The 19,108-nt window shown below is 40.5% G+C and carries 14 protein-coding genes; 6 read left to right on the top strand and 8 right to left on the bottom strand.

Features of this window, described 5'->3' with window-relative positions:
• Window positions 1–74: 74 nt before the first annotated feature.
• From BLQ87_RS26735 to BLQ87_RS26700, 8 genes are all read right to left on the bottom strand, one after another.
• Complete coding sequence (locus tag BLQ87_RS26735) at window positions 75–2,300, bottom strand: cation:proton antiporter domain-containing protein (protein WP_074611981.1); 2,226 nt, start codon at window positions 2,298–2,300, stop codon at window positions 75–77.
• Between the two features lie 58 nt (window positions 2,301–2,358).
• Window positions 2,359–2,721 carry a hypothetical protein gene (locus tag BLQ87_RS26730; protein ID WP_074611980.1) on the bottom strand — a complete coding sequence of 121 codons (363 nt, stop codon included), beginning with the start codon at window positions 2,719–2,721 and terminating at the stop codon, window positions 2,359–2,361.
• 59 nt (window positions 2,722–2,780) lie between these two features.
• Window positions 2,781–3,716, bottom strand: a complete 936-nt coding sequence (locus tag BLQ87_RS26725; protein WP_074611979.1) for a bifunctional riboflavin kinase/FAD synthetase — start codon at window positions 3,714–3,716, stop codon at window positions 2,781–2,783.
• Between the two features lie 110 nt (window positions 3,717–3,826).
• Complete coding sequence (locus BLQ87_RS26720; RefSeq protein ID WP_074611978.1) at window positions 3,827–4,693, bottom strand: YitT family protein; 867 nt, start codon at window positions 4,691–4,693, stop codon at window positions 3,827–3,829.
• A 5-nt stretch (window positions 4,694–4,698) separates the two neighbouring features.
• Window positions 4,699–5,448 (bottom strand): tRNA pseudouridine(55) synthase TruB, encoded by a 750-nt coding sequence (gene truB / locus BLQ87_RS26715; RefSeq protein ID WP_074611977.1) that lies wholly within the window; start codon window positions 5,446–5,448, stop codon window positions 4,699–4,701.
• Window positions 5,449–5,525: 77 nt separating this feature from the next.
• Complete coding sequence (locus BLQ87_RS26710) at window positions 5,526–6,320, bottom strand: undecaprenyl-diphosphate phosphatase (RefSeq protein ID WP_074611976.1); 795 nt, start codon at window positions 6,318–6,320, stop codon at window positions 5,526–5,528.
• Window positions 6,321–6,327: 7 nt separating this feature from the next.
• A complete protein-coding gene (locus BLQ87_RS26705; RefSeq protein ID WP_074611975.1) occupies window positions 6,328–6,552 on the bottom strand; it encodes a DUF3098 domain-containing protein in 225 nt (74 codons plus the stop codon).
• Complete coding sequence (locus tag BLQ87_RS26700; protein ID WP_074611974.1) at window positions 6,552–7,430, bottom strand: cell division protein FtsX; 879 nt, start codon at window positions 7,428–7,430, stop codon at window positions 6,552–6,554. The genes BLQ87_RS26705 and BLQ87_RS26700 overlap by 1 nt, the downstream gene beginning before the upstream one ends.
• A 309-nt stretch (window positions 7,431–7,739) precedes the next feature.
• Between BLQ87_RS26700 and BLQ87_RS26695 the strand changes: the two genes are divergently transcribed.
• The 6 genes from BLQ87_RS26695 to BLQ87_RS26670 all read left to right on the top strand — a co-directional run bounded on the left by BLQ87_RS26695 (window position 7,740) and on the right by BLQ87_RS26670 (window position 19,096).
• On the top strand, window positions 7,740–8,156 hold the full coding sequence (locus BLQ87_RS26695) for a hypothetical protein (protein WP_074611973.1): 417 nt from the start codon (window positions 7,740–7,742) through the stop codon (window positions 8,154–8,156).
• Window positions 8,157–8,262: 106 nt separating this feature from the next.
• Entirely contained in the window at window positions 8,263–9,540 is a 1,278-nt protein-coding gene (locus tag BLQ87_RS26690; protein ID WP_074611972.1) for a chloride channel protein, read from the top strand.
• 63 nt (window positions 9,541–9,603) lie between these two features.
• The gene (gene leuS, locus BLQ87_RS26685) at window positions 9,604–12,411 is read left to right on the top strand and encodes a leucine--tRNA ligase (RefSeq protein WP_074611971.1); all 2,808 of its coding nucleotides are present in this window, start codon (window positions 9,604–9,606) and stop codon (window positions 12,409–12,411) included.
• Window positions 12,412–12,673: 262 nt separating this feature from the next.
• The gene (locus tag BLQ87_RS26680) at window positions 12,674–14,104 is read left to right on the top strand and encodes an alpha-L-fucosidase (protein WP_074611970.1); all 1,431 of its coding nucleotides are present in this window, start codon (window positions 12,674–12,676) and stop codon (window positions 14,102–14,104) included.
• Between the two features lie 4 nt (window positions 14,105–14,108).
• Window positions 14,109–16,481 carry a glycoside hydrolase family 3 N-terminal domain-containing protein gene (locus BLQ87_RS26675; RefSeq protein ID WP_074611969.1) on the top strand — a complete coding sequence of 791 codons (2,373 nt, stop codon included), beginning with the start codon at window positions 14,109–14,111 and terminating at the stop codon, window positions 16,479–16,481.
• A 173-nt stretch (window positions 16,482–16,654) separates the two neighbouring features.
• Window positions 16,655–19,096 carry a TonB-dependent receptor gene (locus BLQ87_RS26670; RefSeq protein ID WP_074612013.1) on the top strand — a complete coding sequence of 814 codons (2,442 nt, stop codon included), beginning with the start codon at window positions 16,655–16,657 and terminating at the stop codon, window positions 19,094–19,096.
• Window positions 19,097–19,108 lie beyond the last annotated feature (12 nt).

Below are 19,108 nucleotides of genomic sequence, written 5' to 3'. Positions count from 1 at the left end.
TGTAGATAAAACCCTGCCGGCAAGCTTGTTGGCAGGGTTCCATTGCGATAGTAAGATTAGATATTTTTCTGGAATTATTTCAATAGATCGGGTACTTTTTTACTATTACCTACGATCCATACCACATCCTCGTTCTCAAAAATAAGATTAGAGTCCGGATTCAGGATACGTTCCCCTCTTCGTTCAATTCCTACTACGAGCCCCTGAGTTTTTTCCCGGATACCGGAACTGCGGATACTTTGTAAATAAACCGGAGAGCTACTGTTGATAACGATCTTTTGAAGCGTCATGTCTTTTTTAGGGAAGCTGGATTCTTCGGGGATTTCCTCCTTAGCACCTTCAAACAATTCCTTGATTGCAGCCAGCTGATTGTCTGTACCGATCACTAATACCTTATCGTTTGGATACAATCTTTCATCCCGTCCCGGAGTGGGAATCATGATTTTTCCACGTTCTATTAGTGCGATATTTACGCCATACTTTTCTCTTACAGAAAGTTCTATAAGCGTTTTTCCAACAAGTGGGGATTCCGGGGCAACAACTAATTCAGCAAGGTGAGTATCCCAGGGCAATATTTCTGGTTGGGCATTCTGGGCTTCACGCGCATTGAGGTTAAGCAGGAAGCGGCTTTCCATCTTGTTGTAGAATCCCTGTAGTTTTCTGGAGAATATGAACATTCCCACAATCATCAGGGCAATGGCAATGACTACTGCGATCCAGGTACTGTAGAACTGATAGATGAGGAAACCAACAAAGAAAAGTGCCAGTGAAATCCGTAAAACCTCCAGTGCCACCAACGGTCCACGGGTATATTTCTTATTTAACCATAAATGAGAATAGGCCTTCTTTTCTATTTTTCTGATAGCCAGTGCCCATAAAAAAGGAGTCATGAAAATTAAGGTAAGGATTAAGCTGATAATAATTCCATTATTCCCGTTGATGATGTTTTTGGTGATAAATGGTTGTAGGTACCTTGAACCCAGAAAGACGATCGCAATAATGATCACAGAGTGGATGATCGTATTAAATGTATAAGACTTTAATAGAATCTTCCAATCGCTAAGTGTCGTAATGCCAGCTGTGCTGGAACTGTATCTATTGATGGCCTCTACCCATCGTTTTGGTAATGTGCGTTCCAGGAAGAGGTAAAAGGGTTCTGAGGCCTTAATTAAATATGGGGTGGTAAAGGTGGTAATGGCAGATACGGCTACAGCAATAGGGTAGAGGAAGTCGCTGGTTACTTTTAACGTTAGACCAAGTGTTGCGATGATAAAAGAGAACTCTCCGATTTGTGCCAAACTTAAGCCTGTCTGAACTGATGTTTTTAAGGGTTGGCCAGATAATAATGCACCCATTCCGGAACTTAGGAATTTACCTAAGACGGTTGCGATTGTAATGACAAGGATAGGAATAGCATAATCGATTAAAATGCTCGGATTGATCATCATTCCGACGGAAACAAAGAAGATAGCGGCAAAGAGGTCCTTAACAGATTTTGTCAGATGTTCGATCCGTTCAGCCTGAGTAGTTTCTGCTAATATCGAACCCATAATAAAGGCACCCAAGGCAGGGGAAAATCCAACTTTTACAGCCAGTAATACCATTAGCAAACATAAAGCGATGGATACGATCAGCATGGTCTCATCATTCATGAGTTTTTTTGTTGCTTTTAAGAAGGTTGGAACCAGGAATATTCCCCCAATGAACCATAAAACGAGGAAGAAGCAAAGCTTAAGAATCGAAATCAGCATGTCGGCACCGGCAAACTGCTGACTCACGGCAAGGGTGGATAGTAATACCAGCAATAAGATGGCTACAAGATCTTCAACGATGAGTACGCCGAAAACCAGTCCGGCAAACTTTTTATGCTTTACGCCCAGTTCTTCAAAAGCTCTGATAATAATTGTAGTAGAGGAAACGGAAAGAATCCCGCCGAGAAAGATGCTGTCCATTGTAGACCAGCCCATGGCTAAGCCGGCGACGAAGCCGATCAAGAGCATAAATACGACCTCTACAATTGCGGTGATGGAGGCCGAACCGCCTACTTTAACGAGTTTTTTGAAACTGAATTCCAGACCCAGGCTGAATAGTAAAAAGATAACCCCAATCTCTGCCCAGATATGGATACTTGCGTTGTCTGTTACAGTTGGAATAAATTTGATATGAGGACCAACCAGTAATCCGGCAAGAATATAGCCTAGAACTAATGGTTGTTTTATTCTTTTAAATAATAATGTGGTAATCCCGGCAGCGGCAAGTATTAAACCTAAATCAGTGATTAATACGGGTAAATGTATCATAGAAAATGTGTTTTTTAAAGTTATAAAATTGTGTTCATCGGACTTCGATTATTTATAACTACCAGAAAACATGTTTAGGATACAAGAAGTCGAATATATAAGCATATCCAAAGTTTTGGAATACCTGATAATACCGGATCAGTATAAGTGGAACGTATGGTGCTCTTTCGGGACCACGCAGAAAGAACCAGGGATTACTTCCCTGTTTGTTCGTTGCATGGCTGATGAAGGTGAGGTCCTCTAAAAAAGCTTTTTTTAAGGAAGTCCGGGCTTTCGATGGCGGATTGAAATAAAACTTCTTGGTATTGAAATTGGATTTACTAACGTAAGGGCTGACCGTATCGACTCCCTTTCCCTGTACATTTTGTAAGGAAATTACCTGACTGAAAAAGAAAAGAATGGCAGATAATAAAAACCTCATTGAGGTAAATATAACAAAAAAATGCCTTTTTTTAGAGAAAAAAGGCATTTAAATGTGGTTTAACCTATTTTGCTGAAATAGCTGAGGGTATCTTCTTTGTCTTTTTGTAGCTGAATTTTCAGTGCTTCCAATCCGGTAAATTTGACGTCATGCCGCAGAAATTCAAGGAAAGTCATGGTGATATACTGACCATAGATCTCCTTATTGAAGTCAAAAATGTTGACCTCAATATTTCTGGTCATGCCATTGATGGTTGGCCTTTGACCGATATAAGCCATCCCTTTATATGATTCTGTTCCCATATCTACTGTAACCGCGTAAATGCCATCTGAAGGGATGAGCTTATAGGTTTCCTCAAGAAAGATATTTGCAGTAGGAAAGCCGATTGTTCTTCCAATTTTATCTCCTTTGATTACTCTTCCATGTAAAGAAAAGTGATAGCCCAAATAGCTGGCTGCTAAAGCAACTTCCCCATTGAGCAATGCTTTCCGGATCTTGGTAGAACTGACAGCCACATCATCGACATCCTGCTTGGCAATTTCCTCAATTTGGTAGTCAAACTGTTTAGAAAACATTTCCAGTTCCTGCATTCCTCCTTTGCGGTCTTTTCCAAAGCGGTGGTCGTAGCCAACAATCAGTTGTTTAATACCAATAGTATCTACCAGGATGTTTTTTATATATTCAGCAGGGCTGAGGTTGGAAAAATCTCGGGTAAAGGGAGTAATAATCAAATGATCGACGCCTAGTTCCGCCAGAATTTCTATTTTCTCTGCAACGGTGTTGATCAGTTTCAAATCTTGGTTTTCAGGATCGATGATCATCCTTGGATGAGGAAAAAAAGTGAGGATGACACTTTCTCCTCCGGTTGATTTCGCTAATTCACAAAGCCGTTTAATGATCTTCTGATGTCCGAAATGAACCCCGTCAAAAGTTCCTATGGTAGCAACGGCATTGTCTAGTTTTTTAAACTCAGAAAAATGATGATATGTTTTCATTAGAAAATCAATATTTCGTAAATATACCCAGACCATTTCCCCACTTAAATGAGCAATTGATTTGAGTTGTTAATTTTTTTAGCGTTAACCTTATCGGTTTTAAAATTTGACTAATGCAGGGACTGGCGCTTTAATACCACTCCACCCTTTATGTCTGCAATTTGTTGCTGGACTACAAAAGCATCCGGATCAATGTTTCGGATTTCGGTTTGTAATTTCCCCATTTCCAGCTTGGTCAATACTGTATATAAAATGTCAATATCTTTCTTTACGCCATAGCCACCTTCTCCTTTGTAGATCGTGACGCCACGCTTCATCGTTTCAATAATGTATTCTTTAATTTCAGCATTTTTATCAGAGATAATGGTTACTCCGGTATACTGCTCCAGTCCATTCACCACAAAGTCTATGGTATTGGAAGCGGAGAGGTAAGTTAGTATCGCATACATCGCAGTTTCTACGCCAAGAAAAATGGCCGCAAAAGAAAAAATAATGATGTTTAATATCAGGATGATATTACCTACCGTAAGCATGCTTTTTCTACTGATGTAAAGGGCCAGTACCTCTGTTCCGTCAATAACGCAACCACCACGCATGGCCAGGCCAATCCCTCCCCCGAGGAAAAATCCACCAAAAAAGGCAATTAACAGGGGGACGTCGGTAACCGGTTTAAATGGCAATACAATTAAGAACACCGCAAGTGCTAAAATAGCAATGGCGGTCTTAATGGCAAAGCCTTTACCGATCTGTTTAAATCCAAGTATAATAAAAGGAATGTTAATCAGAATGATCAGATAGGATAGTTTTAATCCGGTCAGGCTACTGATCAGTAGTGAAATACCAGTAACACCTCCATCAATAAAATGATTTGGAATTAAAAAGCTTTTCAGGCCAAAACAGGCTGAAACAATGCCACATGTAATTAAAATGAAGTCTTTTACCGACCTTGCATTTTTACTTTTGAAGTGGCTTTGCATATGAATTAAGATTGAGGTCCAGCCGGATTTGACGATTCTCTTTTATTGCGAAGATAGCTGACTAAATCTGTTACTTCAAATGCATTTTCAAGAAGGAAATTTCCACTGCGGGTACGGGTTAATTTTGATAGGTATGCGCCATTATTCAGGTGCTTTCCAAAGTCTGAAATTAATGACCTGATATAGGTTCCTTTGCTGCAAACAATCCTGAAGTCAATTTCAGGAAGTGCAATCCTGGTGATTTCAAAGGTTGGTACGGATACAAACCTTAAACGTAGTTCGGTTTCTTCCCCACGCCGTGCTTTTACGTATAACCGCTCTCCATTTACCTTAACAGCAGAATGGGCAGGTGGGTATTGTTGGATATCACCAGTAAAAGGAGCCGTAGCAGCATAGATGGATTCTTCCGTAATGCCATCCAAAGGGTATTCCTGATCAACAACAGTTTCCATATCGAAGGAAGGTGTTGAAGCACCGAGGATCATGGTTCCTGTATATTCTTTTTCTTCTGCTTGAAAAGTATCAATTTGTTTAGTTAATTTACCTGTACAGAGGATCAGAAGACCTGTAGCCAAAGGATCTAAAGTCCCTGCATGCCCAACTTTAAGTTTCAGTGGTTTCAGGGAGTTTCTAATTTTTCCTACTACATCAAAACTGGTCCATTTATAGGGTTTGTTGATGAGTAATAATTCGCCTTCAGCAAAATTAAAGTCCGGAAAGGTTTTCGTATTTAATATGTTTTCACTCTCTGTCATTTCGGTACACGCTTTTTTAATACGTTTTCTTTGTAAGATTTAAGATAACTTAAGGTTTGGATGTCAGTAATATGGGGTTAGGATACATGTAATGGGGTACCAGAAAAATATAAGGCAAGGATCACCACACCTATGATTATTCTATACCAGCCAAAAACACGGAACCCATGTTTAGACAAAAATCCAATAAATGATTTGATCGCAATAATTGCAACTATGAAGGCAATGAGGTTACCGAAAAGAAGGAGTTTAACGTTCTCTGCATTTAGCAAATGGTATCCTTTAAGGAGTTTATACCCTGTTGCAGCACACATCGTGGGTACGGCCAGAAAGAAAGAAAATTCAGCCGCAGCATGTCTGCTTAATTTCTGTTGCATTCCCCCGATAATGGTGGCCGCACTTCTGCTTAACCCTGGAAATACAACCGCTAAAACCTGGAAACATCCAATCTTAAACGCAGACATATTACTGATTTCTGCTTCATGATGAACTTCTGGTTTTGTAAATACTTTATCAATAAATAATAAAATAATACCACCTACTAATAAAACAACGGCAATAAATATTGGATTGCCTAATTTTTCGTCAATGAAGTCATTTAACAGTTTTCCGAAAACCAGCGCTGGAATTACTGCGATAATCAGTTTCACATAAAATTGCCATTTACTGAAATCAAAAAACTTCTTCCAGTAAAGTACCACGACAGCAAGGATTGCACCCAGCTGAATTGCGATTTCAAACAATTTCACAAACTCATCTTTTCCAATCCCCATAATTGCGCTTGCAATAACCATGTGGCCGGTTGATGAGACCGGTAAAAATTCAGTTATCCCCTCAATGATTGCGAGAATAAAGGCCTGTAAATAATTCATTAAAGCTTTATTTTTTTAGAATCGCATAAACCCCAAAGCCGAATCCAAATAGAACGGTCATTGGTGCCAATAAGGTCTTTCTGAAATCATAAATATCTGTTGTACCCATCATTAGAATAAAGCCAAGTACAACAATCGCAATGCTAATCAATAGCAATTGATAGTTCTTTTTTGTAAATACAAGTTCAGATTTGCTTTCCTGATTTACAGGAGTGTGTTTTTTCTCTATCATTATCTGTAAAGGTCGTAAATTTTTAAACGTAAATATTTGCTGACAGCAAAGGAAGTACTAATGGCCGTAATAAAGATACCAACACCGACTAAGCCAAGTAAAACAATACCAAATTCGGTATAATTTCTTAAGATGACGATTTCAGGAATCTCTCTTTGAGCATAATATAAGATTCCCAAAAGGATTAAGATGGCAATAAAGGCGGCGATCAGCCCATGTAAAGCAGCAAGTAAAATGAAAGGTTTGCGGATAAAGTTCCGGGTAGCACCTACCAGCTGCATGCTCTTAATTAAGAAGCGTTGCGAATAAATGGCAAGGCGAATGGTGTTGTTGATCAATGCGATAGAAATGATCAATAAAATTGCTGCAAAGGCTAAAATGATCAGACCAATGGTATTGATGTTCTTATTCACCATATCAATTAAAGAACTCTGATAAATGACCTCTTTTACCACCGGGTTCTTACTGATATTAGCTTTTAGGGTATCTATACTTTTATTATTGGCATAGTCCGCTTTTAAATACACATCGATGGTTGAAAGTAAGGGGTTATAACCTAGAAAGTTCACGAAGTCCTCGCCCAAATCTGTGGTCAGGTTTCTTGCTGCCATTTCTTTGTTCACATATTGTGTAGTTTTAATAGAAGGCGTGGCATTTAGCTCTTTCTGAAAAGCCAACACATCTGCTTCCTTTGCGCCTTCATCGACAATAATGTTCAACACAATATTTTCTTTAACATAGTTGGAAAGATTTTTAGCGTGTACTAATATCAGTCCCAACATGCCCAACATTAATAATACCAATGCTATGCTGAAAATAGTAGAAATATAAATGGTTTTTGTCTTCTTAGAAGCATCGCTAACTTCAAATTCTTCCATGTATTTGTTTTTATGTTTTGCGAAAATAAAAAAATATAAGCAACTAATTTAAATTTATAGCCCTTTATGCTTTTTTAATCTTTAAAGCTACAACGCATTATCATTGGAAATAGTTTGCTGAAGGTGCTTTAAGTTCAATTTGACACGCTAAAATATCTTCTTTCTGTAAGAGTTTTGTAACATTCTTGTACCAAAAAGGGATTTTGGGCGTTATTTTTGTGTGAAAACGCAAGTATCCTGGGGGGAGCAGAGGTTGATTTGAGGAAAAAGGGATACTAAAAACAAAAACTAATTATTAAAAAATCACCTATGAAAAAACAAATTACTTTAGTTGTCATGGTCTTAATGATGATTGCTGGCATTACAACAGGATGTAAAAAAGAAACAGGAGCGGATGCACCATTGAAAACGAAAATTGTAGGAAGATGGCAGGTTGCCAAAGTAGAAACTACAGTTACAGGAACACCTCCGACAACTTACACCGGAGTTGCAGGGGATTTTTTGGAGTTCAGAGGAGATGAAAATGATCAGATGGAATTCAATTATGGTAAGGAGCGGGCACTTGGGAATTACGTTGTTTTTGGTCTCGAAAACATTAACCTGTCGTTTTCAGGGAAATTGTTCAACTGTGTGATCAATACGCTTACAGATAATAAACTGGAATTTACAGCTACGTCAAATGGTGTTACTCCGGCGGAAACCAGGAAATTTTTCCTGACCAAATAAAACAAATGAAAGAAGGCTGTTCTGATGTTTCAAAAGCATTCAGGACAGCCTTTTTTTTATATTTGCCATCAGCCTGTATTTATTACTTCCTGCTGCAGGTTTTACAATGGTAAAAAGAAATAAAGATTTAAATTTTCTGAAGTCTACATCAGGATTTCTCAATAGGAATTCAATATTGCATTATCTCCTGAAATGGACGATTATTAGCCTGATAGTTGGTATGGCTGCGGGTACGCTTTCTGCGTTATTCCTGGCTTTACTAAACCTGGCCACAGATTTTAGAACAGGACATCCTTACCTTCTTTATTTCCTTCCCCTGTCCGGACTGTTGGTCGGCTTATTATATCACCATCGTGGAAAAAATGTAGAGCGGGGAAATAACCTGGTCTTCGATACGATTCATAATCCAAAAGACGTCATTCCCTTTAAAATGACACCGCTTGTTTTATTGGGTACCATCATCACTCACCTATTTGGCGGATCGGCAGGCAGAGAGGGAACGGCTTTACAAATGGCGGCATCTACTGCCGATCAATTGCATAAACCTTTCGGGTTGGATCCTGCCGACCGTAGCATTCTATTGATCGCAGGCCTGAGTGCCGGCTTTGCTTCTGTTTTTGGAACGCCCTGGGCGGGAGCAGTGTTTGGGATTGAAGTATTATTACTTGGTAGAATCCCCCGGAAGGCTATATTTCCAGCCTTGTCGGCAGCTTTTATAGGCGCCCATGTAACGGAAGTCTGGGGGGTAGGGCATACGCATTACCAAATCAATACCATACCTTCAGTTTCATTGTTGGGTATCGTTTACAGCATCCTCTCAGGACTCGCTTTTAGTATTGCTGCGATTTTATTCGTCAGACTTACACATTTATTTTCTACTGCTTTCAAAAAGCTAAGTTATCCACCTGTGCGACCATTTATTGGTGGTTTAATCGTGCTTCTCCTTGTACTTTTATTGGGAACATATCGATATATTGGATTAGGGATTCCGGTAATTGTTGACGCTTTTAGTCAGGCTTCCCAAACGGAAGATTTCGCTTTGAAAATTTTGTTGACTGCCATCACACTTGGGGCAGGCTTTAAAGGCGGAGAAGTGACGCCATTATTTTTTATCGGTGCGACATTGGGGAGCGCGCTATCTGTTTTTCTGCCTCTCCCAGTAGGGTTACTTGCCGGAATGGGATTTGTCGCAGTATTTGCCGGAGCTGCAAAGACCCCACTTGCCTGTTGTATAATGGCATTTGAGTTGTTTGGTGTTTCCTGTTGGGTTTATGTGAGTATTGCCTGTGTGGTTGCTTTCCTGATCTCGGGCCATCATAGCATTTATAATGCTCCTGAAAACAAATCACCACGCCATTTTTTGTTCGGTAAATTAGGTATTTAAGAAAGGGTTTCTAATCCAACCTTTATTTCCTTATTTTCGCGCTATATATAAGGCATAGCTGTAATGGATTATCAATTTAAAGAAATAGAACAAAAGTGGCAAGAGTTTTGGGCTCAAAATCAAACGTTTAAAGCAGAAGAGCAATCTTCTAAACCTAAGTTTTACGTGCTGGATATGTTTCCTTACCCTTCCGGAGCAGGTTTACATGTTGGTCACCCACTAGGTTATATTGCTTCTGATATCTTTACAAGGTATAAAAGACTAAAAGGATACAATGTATTGCATCCAATGGGATACGATTCATTCGGTTTGCCGGCAGAGCAATATGCGATACAAACAGGACAACATCCGGCCCTTACCACAGAAGTAAACATCAATACTTACAGAAGACAATTAGATCAGATCGGTTTCTCATTCGACTGGTCTAAGGAAGTGCGCACGAGTGATCCTGAATATTATAAATGGACACAATGGATCTTTATGCAGCTATTCAATTCCTGGTATAACTTGGAAACGGATCGTGCAGAAGACATTACCAGCCTGTTGGAAAAATTTAATGCTTCAGGAAGTGCAGATGTAAAAGCCGTTTGTGATGAAGATACAAAGTCTTTTCTGCCGACGGATTGGGCAACAATGACCCATGAAGAAAAACAAGAAGAGTTACTAAAATACCGGTTAACTTATTTAAGAGAAAGTACAGTCAACTGGTGTCCTGCATTGGGAACGGTATTGGCAAATGATGAGGTAAAAGACGGATACTCAGAACGTGGTGGCCATCCGGTTGAGCAAAAGAAAATGATGCAATGGAGCATGAGGATTTCTGCTTATGCAGAACGTCTGCTGCAAGGCTTAAATACAATAGACTGGCCGGAGCCGGTAAAAGAAATGCAACGTAACTGGATTGGCAAAAGTGTTGGCGCCAGCGTTCGTTTTAAGATTGAGCCTTCTGAAAAGATAGCTGCGCTTGGTCAGGACTATATTGAAGTCTTTACCACCCGTGTAGATACGATATTCGGCGTTTCTTACCTGGTACTTGCTCCTGAACACGAACTGGTAATCGGTTTGACTACACCTGAACAATTGGATGAGGTGAATCATTATATTGCTCAAACAAAGAAAAAGTCTGAACTCGACCGCATGGCGGATGTTAAAGCCGTTTCTGGTGCTTTCACAGGAACATATGTGATTAATCCGGTAAGTGGAGAACGAATCCAGTTGTGGATTGCTGATTATGTATTGGCAGGATATGGAACTGGTGCCGTTATGGGCGTACCTAGTGGCGATCAGCGCGACTGGTTATTTGCAACTAATTTCAAATTACCGATCGTACAGATCCTGGATAGTCAGAAAGACATCGATACCCAGGCGGATTCAACGAAAGAAGGTAAATACATTAATTCTGGTTTCATTAACGGAATGAACTATGCAGAAGCAACACAAACTTTAAATGCCTGGTTGGAAGAGCAGGAAGTGGGTAAAGCGAAAGTGAATTACCGCATGCGTGATGCCATTTTTGGACGCCAACGTTATTGGGGAGAGCCAATTCCGGTATATTTTAAAGATGGATTGCCATACCTGATCAATGAGGAGGAATTGCCTTTGATGCTTCCTGAAATTGACAAATACCTGCCTACAGAAAGCGGTGAACCACCATTGGGAAGAGCCGAAGACTGGAGTTATGATAACCAATATGAATATGAGTTGAGCACTATGCCGGGCTGGGCAGGGTCAAGCTGGTATTGGTATCGTTATATGGATGCGAAAAACAAATCTGCTTTTGCTTCTAAAGAGGCGATTGAATACTGGAAAGATGTCGATCTATATATCGGTGGTGCAGAACATGCGACCGGACATTTGTTGTATAGCCGTTTCTGGAATAAATTCCTGAAAGACCTTGGTCATGTAACTGAGGAGGAGCCATTCAAGAAATTGATCAATCAGGGAATGATCCAGGGCAGGAGTAATTTTGTATACCGTGTCGTAGACGAAGAAGGAAGAGGGACAAATACCTTAGTTTCTTACGGACTGAGGAAAGAATATAAAACATCAGCACTACATGTTGATGTAAACATCGTGGAGAATGAAATCTTAAACATCGAAAAGTTTAAAGTTTTCAGACCTGAATTTGCAGATGCAGAATTTATCCTGGAAAATGGAAAATACATTTGTGGAGTGGAAGTAGAGAAGATGTCTAAGTCTAAGTTTAATGTAGTGAACCCAGATGTGTTGATCTCCAGCTATGGCGCCGATACTTTAAGGATGTATGAAATGTTTCTGGGACCATTGGAGCAGAGTAAACCTTGGAATACCAATGGAATCGAAGGTGTGTTTAAGTTCCTTCGTAAATTCTGGCGTTTGTTCCATAATGAAGAGTGGATATTTAATGTTAGCGATTCGGTACCCTCAAAAGCGGAATTGAAAGCTTTACATAAAATCATTAAAAAGGTGCAGGATGATGTGGAAAGGTTCTCCTTTAATACTTCTGTTTCCAGCTTTATGATTGCAGTGAATGAACTGACAGACCTGAAATGTAAAAACCGTCAGGTATTGGAAGATCTTGTGATCGTGTTGTCGCCATATGCTCCTCACATTTGTGAAGAGCTTTGGGTGAATCTGGGACATGAGGCAGGTAGCTTATCATACGTAAAATACCCTGAGTTCAACCCTGCTTATATGGTAGAAGATGAATTTAGTTATCCGATATCGGTTAATGGTAAAACCCGTTTAAACCTGAACTTAAGCCTGACCCTGGAGCCTAAAGAAATTGAAGAAACAGTTTTGGCTGATGAGCAGGTTCAAAAATATCTGGAAGGAAAAACACCTAAAAAAGTAATTGTCGTGAAAGGCCGTATCGTAAATATTGTAATTTAAGCTTAAAAACAAATCCTTTTGATATATAGAAAAGCTTCGGACAATTTGTTCGGAGCTTTTCTTTTACCTGGATAAATTTATCCATTCAGTGAGGCTGTTTTGATTGTTCAGATGTATAATAAATTTACATATCTTAGGACTTTTGTTTCCCGGACAGCTTAGTAATGAATAACTAAAAGGGTTTATCTGAATGCGATATCTCAATCGTTATTAAGCCGAAATTTTCCGGTAGTCAATCTTAAACCCGATACAACCACACAAAATGAATAAACCTATCTTACTTATTGCAATCATTTTATTGTTAAAAATGACTGCTTTTGGCCAACCCAATGTACATGGCCAATCCAGCACCTACGAATGGCCTTCAGACCCTCTAGTGAAGAACAAACTCGAAAAATGGCAAGACCAGAAATTTGGAATGATTATCCACTGGGGATTATATGCAGTCCCCGGAATCATGGAGTCCTGGAATCTATGTTCGGAAGACTGGATCTCCAGAGACAGTACCATTGCTTATGAAGATTATAAGAAATGGTATTGGGGCTTAAGTGAGAAATTTAATCCGGTCAACTTTAATCCTGATCAATGGGCAAAAGCAGGTAAATCTGCAGGTATGAAATATCTGGTGTTTACCACAAAACACCATGATGGTTTCAATATGTTTGATACAAAAGAGAGTGACTTCAAAATTTCCAATGGTCCTTTTAAAGGAAATCCAAAAGCCGACGCTGCAAAATTTGTTTTTGATGCCTTTAGAAAGCAGGACTTTATGATCGGTGCTTATTTCTCTAAACCAGACTGGCATTCCCAATACTATTGGTGGTCTAAATATGCGACTGCAGATCGTAATAATAATTACGACATTAAAAAGAATCCATGGAGATGGAATAAATTCAAAACTCAGACCTTTAACCAGATCTCTGAACTGATGAACAATTACGGTTCAGTTGATATCCTTTGGCTTGACGGAGGATGGGTGCGGCCATTGGAAACAGTAAACGATGAGGTGCGGGCCTGGGGAGCTGCAATCCCAGCCTGGAGTCAAGACATTGACATGCCGAAGATTGCAGAAATGGGTCGTAAGGCACAACCTGGATTGCTAATCGTAGACCGGACCGTCCATGGTCCTTATGAAAATTATCAAACTCCTGAGCAACGGATTCCTGAGCAACAACTGAATCATCCCTGGGAAAGTTGTATGACACTGGGCGGTGCCTGGGGGTTTGTTACAAATGATCAGTACAAGTCTGCTGCAACTGTCATTCATTCCCTGATCGAAATTACTGCCAAAGGAGGGAGTCTGTTGCTTGGTGTAGGGCCGAAACCAGATGGTACGATGCCCGATGAGGTTGTTAACCGTTTGGGAGAAATCGGAGCCTGGGTCAGCAAAAATGGCAAGGCAATTTATGAAACGAGAATCACTAAAGATTATCACAATGGCAATACCTGGTTTACACAGAGCAAAGATGCCAAAACGAAATATGCGTTGGTTTGTGTAAAAGAAGGCGAATCTTTACCATCTATTATTTCCTGGACTGGTAATGCACCTATAAAAGGAAGTAAGGTTAAATTTTTACAAACCGGTGAAAATGTAAAATGGGTAAAAGAGAATGACACCATCAAAGTCTTCCTGCCAAAAAACATTCCGGCAGGGTTACCCGCACTTGCATTTTCTTTTTCTACCAGACCTTAGACACATGAAGAAACTTTCCAGAATAGGGCTACTCTTTGTAGCCCTGGCAATAACCTGCTATGAATCCGGGTTTGCGCAGAAAAAGCCGGTCTATAAGGATGTAAAAGTTCCGACGGCATTAAGAATTAAAGATCTTCTTGGCAGAATGAGCCTTGAAGAGAAGGTAGGCCAGGTTTCGGTATTGCTCGGCTGGGATATGTACAGTAAAGACGGAAGTACCGTTGTGGTTAGCGATCAGTTTAAAAAAGCATTAGCGACGCAACATACCGGAATGTTATGGGCGACATTGAGGGCTGATCCCTGGACGAAAAAGACGTTACTAACCGGATTGACTCCGGGACTTGCGGCGAAAGCCACCAATGCCATTCAAAAATATGCCATAGAAAACAGCAGGCTAAATATTCCAATATTACTGGCAGAAGAATGTCCACATGGTCATATGGCCATCGGGACGACAGTTTTCCCCACTTCTATAGGTCAAAGTAGCACATGGAATCCTGATTTGATTCAGGAGATGGCTGCTGCCATAGCACTGGAAGCACGTCTTCAGGGAGCGCATATCGGCTATGGTCCGGTTCTTGATCTTGCCCGCGAACCACGATGGTCCAGGGTGGAAGAAACTTATGGAGAAGATCCGGTGCTCAATAGCAGAATGGGGGAAGCCATGGTGAAAGGCTTTCAGGGAAATGGTTTAAAAAGCGGAATGAATATCGCGGCTACGCTGAAGCATTTTACCGCTTATGGCGTTCCTGAAGGGGGACACAATGGAGGAAGTGTAGCAGTCGGAACACGAGAATTATTTCAATCTTATTTGCCGCCATTCAAAGCAGCGGTAAAAGCAGGGGCACAGTCAGTGATGACGGCCTATAACTCTATTGATGGAATTCCTTGTTCCGCAAATTACTATCTCCTTACTGATGTTTTAAGAAAACAATGGGGCTTTAACGGTTTTGTAGTTTCCGATTTAGGAAGCATATCTGGTTTGGTTAGCAGTCATCACGTAGCTGCAAATGCAACAGAGGGAGCGGCGATGGCGATCAACGCCGGGTTGGATGCTGATCTGAGTGGTTATGGTTACGGGCCAGCCCTGGTAGATGCCTTTCGCAAAGGACAGGTGGCGGAAAGTGTTTTGGACACAGCGGTGGCAAGGGTACTCCGCATTAAATTTGAGATGGGGCTTTTCGAGAATCCCTATGTGGATGTTCTGAAGGCGGCAAAAACAGTGAGGAATGAGGCGCATGTGGCGTTGGCGAGAGAGGTGGCGAGTGCATCTCTGGTCTTACTAAAAAACAAGGGTAATACCCTTCCGCTAAGCAATAAGCTCAAGAGGATTGCTGTGATCGGGCCTAATGCAGATAATATATATAACCAGTTGGGTGATTATACTGCCCCTCAGGATGAAAATGCAGTAGTGACTGTTTTGGAAGGCATTAAAGCACAGGTAGGAAAGGGAGTACAAGTTGACTATGTTAAAGGTTGCGCCATTAGAGATACAGCCTCAGCTGGTATAGACGAAGCAGTTGAGTTGGCGAAGAACGCGGAAGTCGCGATTGTCGTTTTGGGCGGATCAAGTGCGAGAGATTTTAAAACGGAATACCTGAATACTGGTGCGGCACAGGTTAAGGTTACTGATGCTGCTGTAAGTGACATGGAAAGCGGGGAAGGGTTTGATCGTTCGACACTGGATCTGATGGGTAGGCAAATGGAGCTGCTTCAGCGAATAGTAAAGACGGGAACTCCTGTTGTACTGGTACTGATCAAAGGGCGGCCTTTAAACCTGAACTGGGCTGCAGATCATGTGGATGCCATTGTTGATGCCTGGTATCCTGGTCAGGAGGGCGGAAATGCGATCGCTGATGTCTTATTCGGCGTTTATAATCCTTCTGGAAGATTACCCATTTCTATTCCAAAATCAGTGGGACAGCTCCCGGTATATTACAACCTTAAGAAACCCGCAAATCATAGCTATGTAGAAGTTGATGACCGGCCATTATACCCTTTTGGATATGGCTTAAGCTATAGCACTTTTGAGTATAGCAATTTGAGTATCGTGGTTTCGGGAGCACAGGATAACTTATTGGTTAAAGTAAAATTGAATGTGAAGAATACTGGAGAAAGAGATGGCGATGAGGTGACTCAGCTTTATTTGGTAGATAAAGTGAGTTCTGTAGTGACGCCGGTGAAACAGTTGAAGAAATTCAAACGCTTCTCTTTAAAATCCGGAGCACAAAAAGAGCTTGAGTTTGAATTGAACGCTGAAGATTTGAAATTGTTTAACCCACAGATGAATTGGGTCCTCGAGCCAGGAGACTTTACTTTAATGTTGGGTAGCTCATCTGATGATGTCCGGCTGAAAGGAGATTTTACGGTTCAGTAGAATCAGGGATATGGATAGTTTGTATCGATTTTTTTACGAAAAGTTATGCAACGCCTTTCACCGATCAAAAAGAGCAGTTCGCCGTCAAATAATTGCACGAAGCCAAAAATCTATAGTCTAAATATGTAACAAAATTTACCTTGCTTAGACTAATTGAAGAAATGAAAACTATTATGAAAAAATCTATACTATTATTTGTTGGTTTAATCCTGATGCTGGGGGTGAAGGCGCAATTTCCAATGGGAGGGCCGGTAAAAAAAATGGTTACAGGTAAGATTACTGCAGTAATTCTGGATTCTGTAAGTAAAAAGCCAATCGATTATGCGACGGTATCCCTGATGAAAAGTAAAGATAATAAGTCTGTAAACGGAGCGGTAACTGACGAGCGTGGAAAGCTGAGCTTATCAAATATCAGCCCTGAAGAATATAAGCTCTCTATCGGTTTCATGGGCTATAAAACGAAAATCATCGTGGTGAAAACCACGCCTGAAAGGCCTGATTTAAATGTAGGAACCATTTACCTGAGTCCAACAGCGAGTAACCTGAACGAAGTTGAAATCAGCGGGCAAAAAGCCTTGATTGAAAATAAAGTGGATAAGTTGGTCTATAATGCAGAACAGGATATTACTAATGCCGGTGGAGATGCTACCGATGTAATGCGTAAAGTGCCAATGTTGTCTGTTGACGTAAATGGTAACCTTCAAATGAGAGGAAGCGCAGTAAGAGTGCTGATCAATGGTAAGCCCTCAGGAACAATGGCGAATAGTGTCGCGGATGCACTTAAAATGATTCCTGCAGAACAGATCAAAAGTGTGGAGGTGATTACCAGTCCTTCTGCAAAATATGACGCAGAAGGTTCAGGGGGGATTGTCAATATCATTACTAAAAAGAAAAGTGCGGAAGGTACCAGTGGAAGCGTAAATACTTCGGTTGGTACCCGTTCAAACAACGGTGCTTTTAACTTAAATGCCAAAACTGGACGTTTGTCTTTAACGGGGAGTCTGGGCGTAAATCATGCTTATCCTCAAAATTCAAAAGTAGTCTCTTCAAATGTGGTTGCCTTACAGGCAGGAGGAGGGACAAGTTTGGGACAGGATGGATATTCTAAATGGTCAAGAGTAGGATACAACGGTAGTGCGGGAATAGATTATGATTTTAATAATTACCATAACATCAGCACCAATTTGAAAATCAATAGGTTCTCTAACGGAGGCCCGGGGACGACCACTAGTACCAATCTGGTGAACAAAACATCTGCTTTTATAACCAGAGATATGGATATGGGTTTTAATAATCTGGACTGGAGCGTAGATTATAGGAAAACAAGTAAAAAAGAGGGAGAGGAGTTTAGTGTTTCCGCTCAGTTGTCCACAGGAAGAAATACCAGTGATTATTCCAATAAAACGGTTAGTGACGGACGGCCAGACTTTTTAGACATCGGCTCAAATACAGGAAAGAATAATGAGTATACCGTACAGACGGATTACACTTATCCATTTAGCAAGACAACCACACTTGAAACAGGTGTAAAAGGAATCTTCAGAAATATCATCAGTAACTATGGTAATGCTGCACAGGATTTCGATTATGATCAGAATGTTGCATCTGCTTATGGAGTACTTGGTTTTAAATTGACCAAAAAAATTACAGCTAAAGCAGGGTTAAGAACAGAATACACAAAGATCAATGGATTATCTGGTGTTGGAGCAAAATTCAATAATGACTATTTTAACTTATTCCCAAGTTTGATCCTCTCTCAATCCTTAAAAGGAGCGAGTACGATTAAAGTTAGCTATAACAGAAGGATTCAGCGTCCGAGTTTGTTCTATTTAAATCCATTTGAAAACAAAAGTGATCAGTTTAATATCCTGAGAGGTAACCCTGATTTGAATCCTGAATTAAGCGATAACATAGAAATGGGATACTCTACTTTTATCAAGGGATCAGTAATCAATGCTTCCGTATTCTACCGCTCAACAAAAAATGTAATTGAAAGTATTGTGACTCCTCTTCCTGTTGTTCCGGGAGCGCCGCAAGTATTTCTGACCAGTTATACCAATGTTGGAAGGAGTGAGTCCTATGGGATGAATATTTTTGGTAGTTACAATCCCAAGCCAAAATGGACTTTAATGGCAAATATTGGTTTAAATACTTATAATGTAAACAATAGCAGTTCAACCAATACAGTAAATACGGGTACATTTCTGAATTATACCGCATTTGCCCGTTCTGCCTATGCTTTCCCAGGTGGCTGGAATACGGAGATCTGGGGAGTCATTAATTCTCCACGTCGTACATTTCAGGGGAAAACGGATGCAATGTATTTTTACGGCGGAGCATTGAAGAAAGAAATCTGGAAGAAAAAGGCTACAATTGGCTTGAACGTGTTGAATCCATTTAGCCGTGACCTGGTGATCAATACCGTAAATAACGGGAAGAACGCTCAGGGGGACACCTACGAGCAAAAAACAAACATTCATTACCCATTGCGTTCCTTCGGAATCAACCTGAGCTATAACTTCGGTAAATTGAAATTCACCCAGCCTAAGAAAGGTGTTAAGAATGACGATTTGAAGAAAGAAGATCAAGGTGGAATGGGAGGTGTTCAGAACTAAAGAACGACCTCT

Origin of the sequence: Pedobacter steynii (assembly GCF_900103665.1) — a bacterium.
Classification (GTDB): Bacteria; Bacteroidota; Bacteroidia; order Sphingobacteriales; family Sphingobacteriaceae; genus Pedobacter; species Pedobacter steynii.
The sequence above is the reverse complement of the archived record's forward strand: the minus strand, read 5'-3'. Positions and strand labels throughout refer to the sequence as shown.

Excerpts from the sequence above, each read along its gene's own strand:
- BLQ87_RS26735 (WP_074611981.1), bottom strand. The coding sequence starts at position 2,300 with ATGATACATTTACCCGTATTAATCACTGATTTAGGTTTAATACTTGCC.
- BLQ87_RS26730 (WP_074611980.1), bottom strand. The coding sequence starts at position 2,721 with ATGAGGTTTTTATTATCTGCCATTCTTTTCTTTTTCAGTCAGGTAATT.
- BLQ87_RS26725 (WP_074611979.1), bottom strand. The coding sequence starts at position 3,716 with ATGAAAACATATCATCATTTTTCTGAGTTTAAAAAACTAGACAATGCC.
- BLQ87_RS26720 (WP_074611978.1), bottom strand. The coding sequence starts at position 4,693 with ATGCAAAGCCACTTCAAAAGTAAAAATGCAAGGTCGGTAAAAGACTTC.
- truB (WP_074611977.1), bottom strand. The coding sequence starts at position 5,448 with ATGACAGAGAGTGAAAACATATTAAATACGAAAACCTTTCCGGACTTT.
- BLQ87_RS26710 (WP_074611976.1), bottom strand. The coding sequence starts at position 6,320 with ATGAATTATTTACAGGCCTTTATTCTCGCAATCATTGAGGGGATAACT.
- BLQ87_RS26705 (WP_074611975.1), bottom strand. The coding sequence starts at position 6,552 with ATGATAGAGAAAAAACACACTCCTGTAAATCAGGAAAGCAAATCTGAA.
- BLQ87_RS26700 (WP_074611974.1), bottom strand. The coding sequence starts at position 7,430 with ATGGAAGAATTTGAAGTTAGCGATGCTTCTAAGAAGACAAAAACCATT.
- BLQ87_RS26695 (WP_074611973.1), top strand. The coding sequence starts at position 7,740 with ATGAAAAAACAAATTACTTTAGTTGTCATGGTCTTAATGATGATTGCT.
- BLQ87_RS26690 (WP_074611972.1), top strand. The coding sequence starts at position 8,263 with ATGGTAAAAAGAAATAAAGATTTAAATTTTCTGAAGTCTACATCAGGA.
- leuS (WP_074611971.1), top strand. The coding sequence starts at position 9,604 with ATGGATTATCAATTTAAAGAAATAGAACAAAAGTGGCAAGAGTTTTGG.
- BLQ87_RS26680 (WP_074611970.1), top strand. The coding sequence starts at position 12,674 with ATGAATAAACCTATCTTACTTATTGCAATCATTTTATTGTTAAAAATG.
- BLQ87_RS26675 (WP_074611969.1), top strand. The coding sequence starts at position 14,109 with ATGAAGAAACTTTCCAGAATAGGGCTACTCTTTGTAGCCCTGGCAATA.
- BLQ87_RS26670 (WP_074612013.1), top strand. The coding sequence starts at position 16,655 with ATGAAAAAATCTATACTATTATTTGTTGGTTTAATCCTGATGCTGGGG.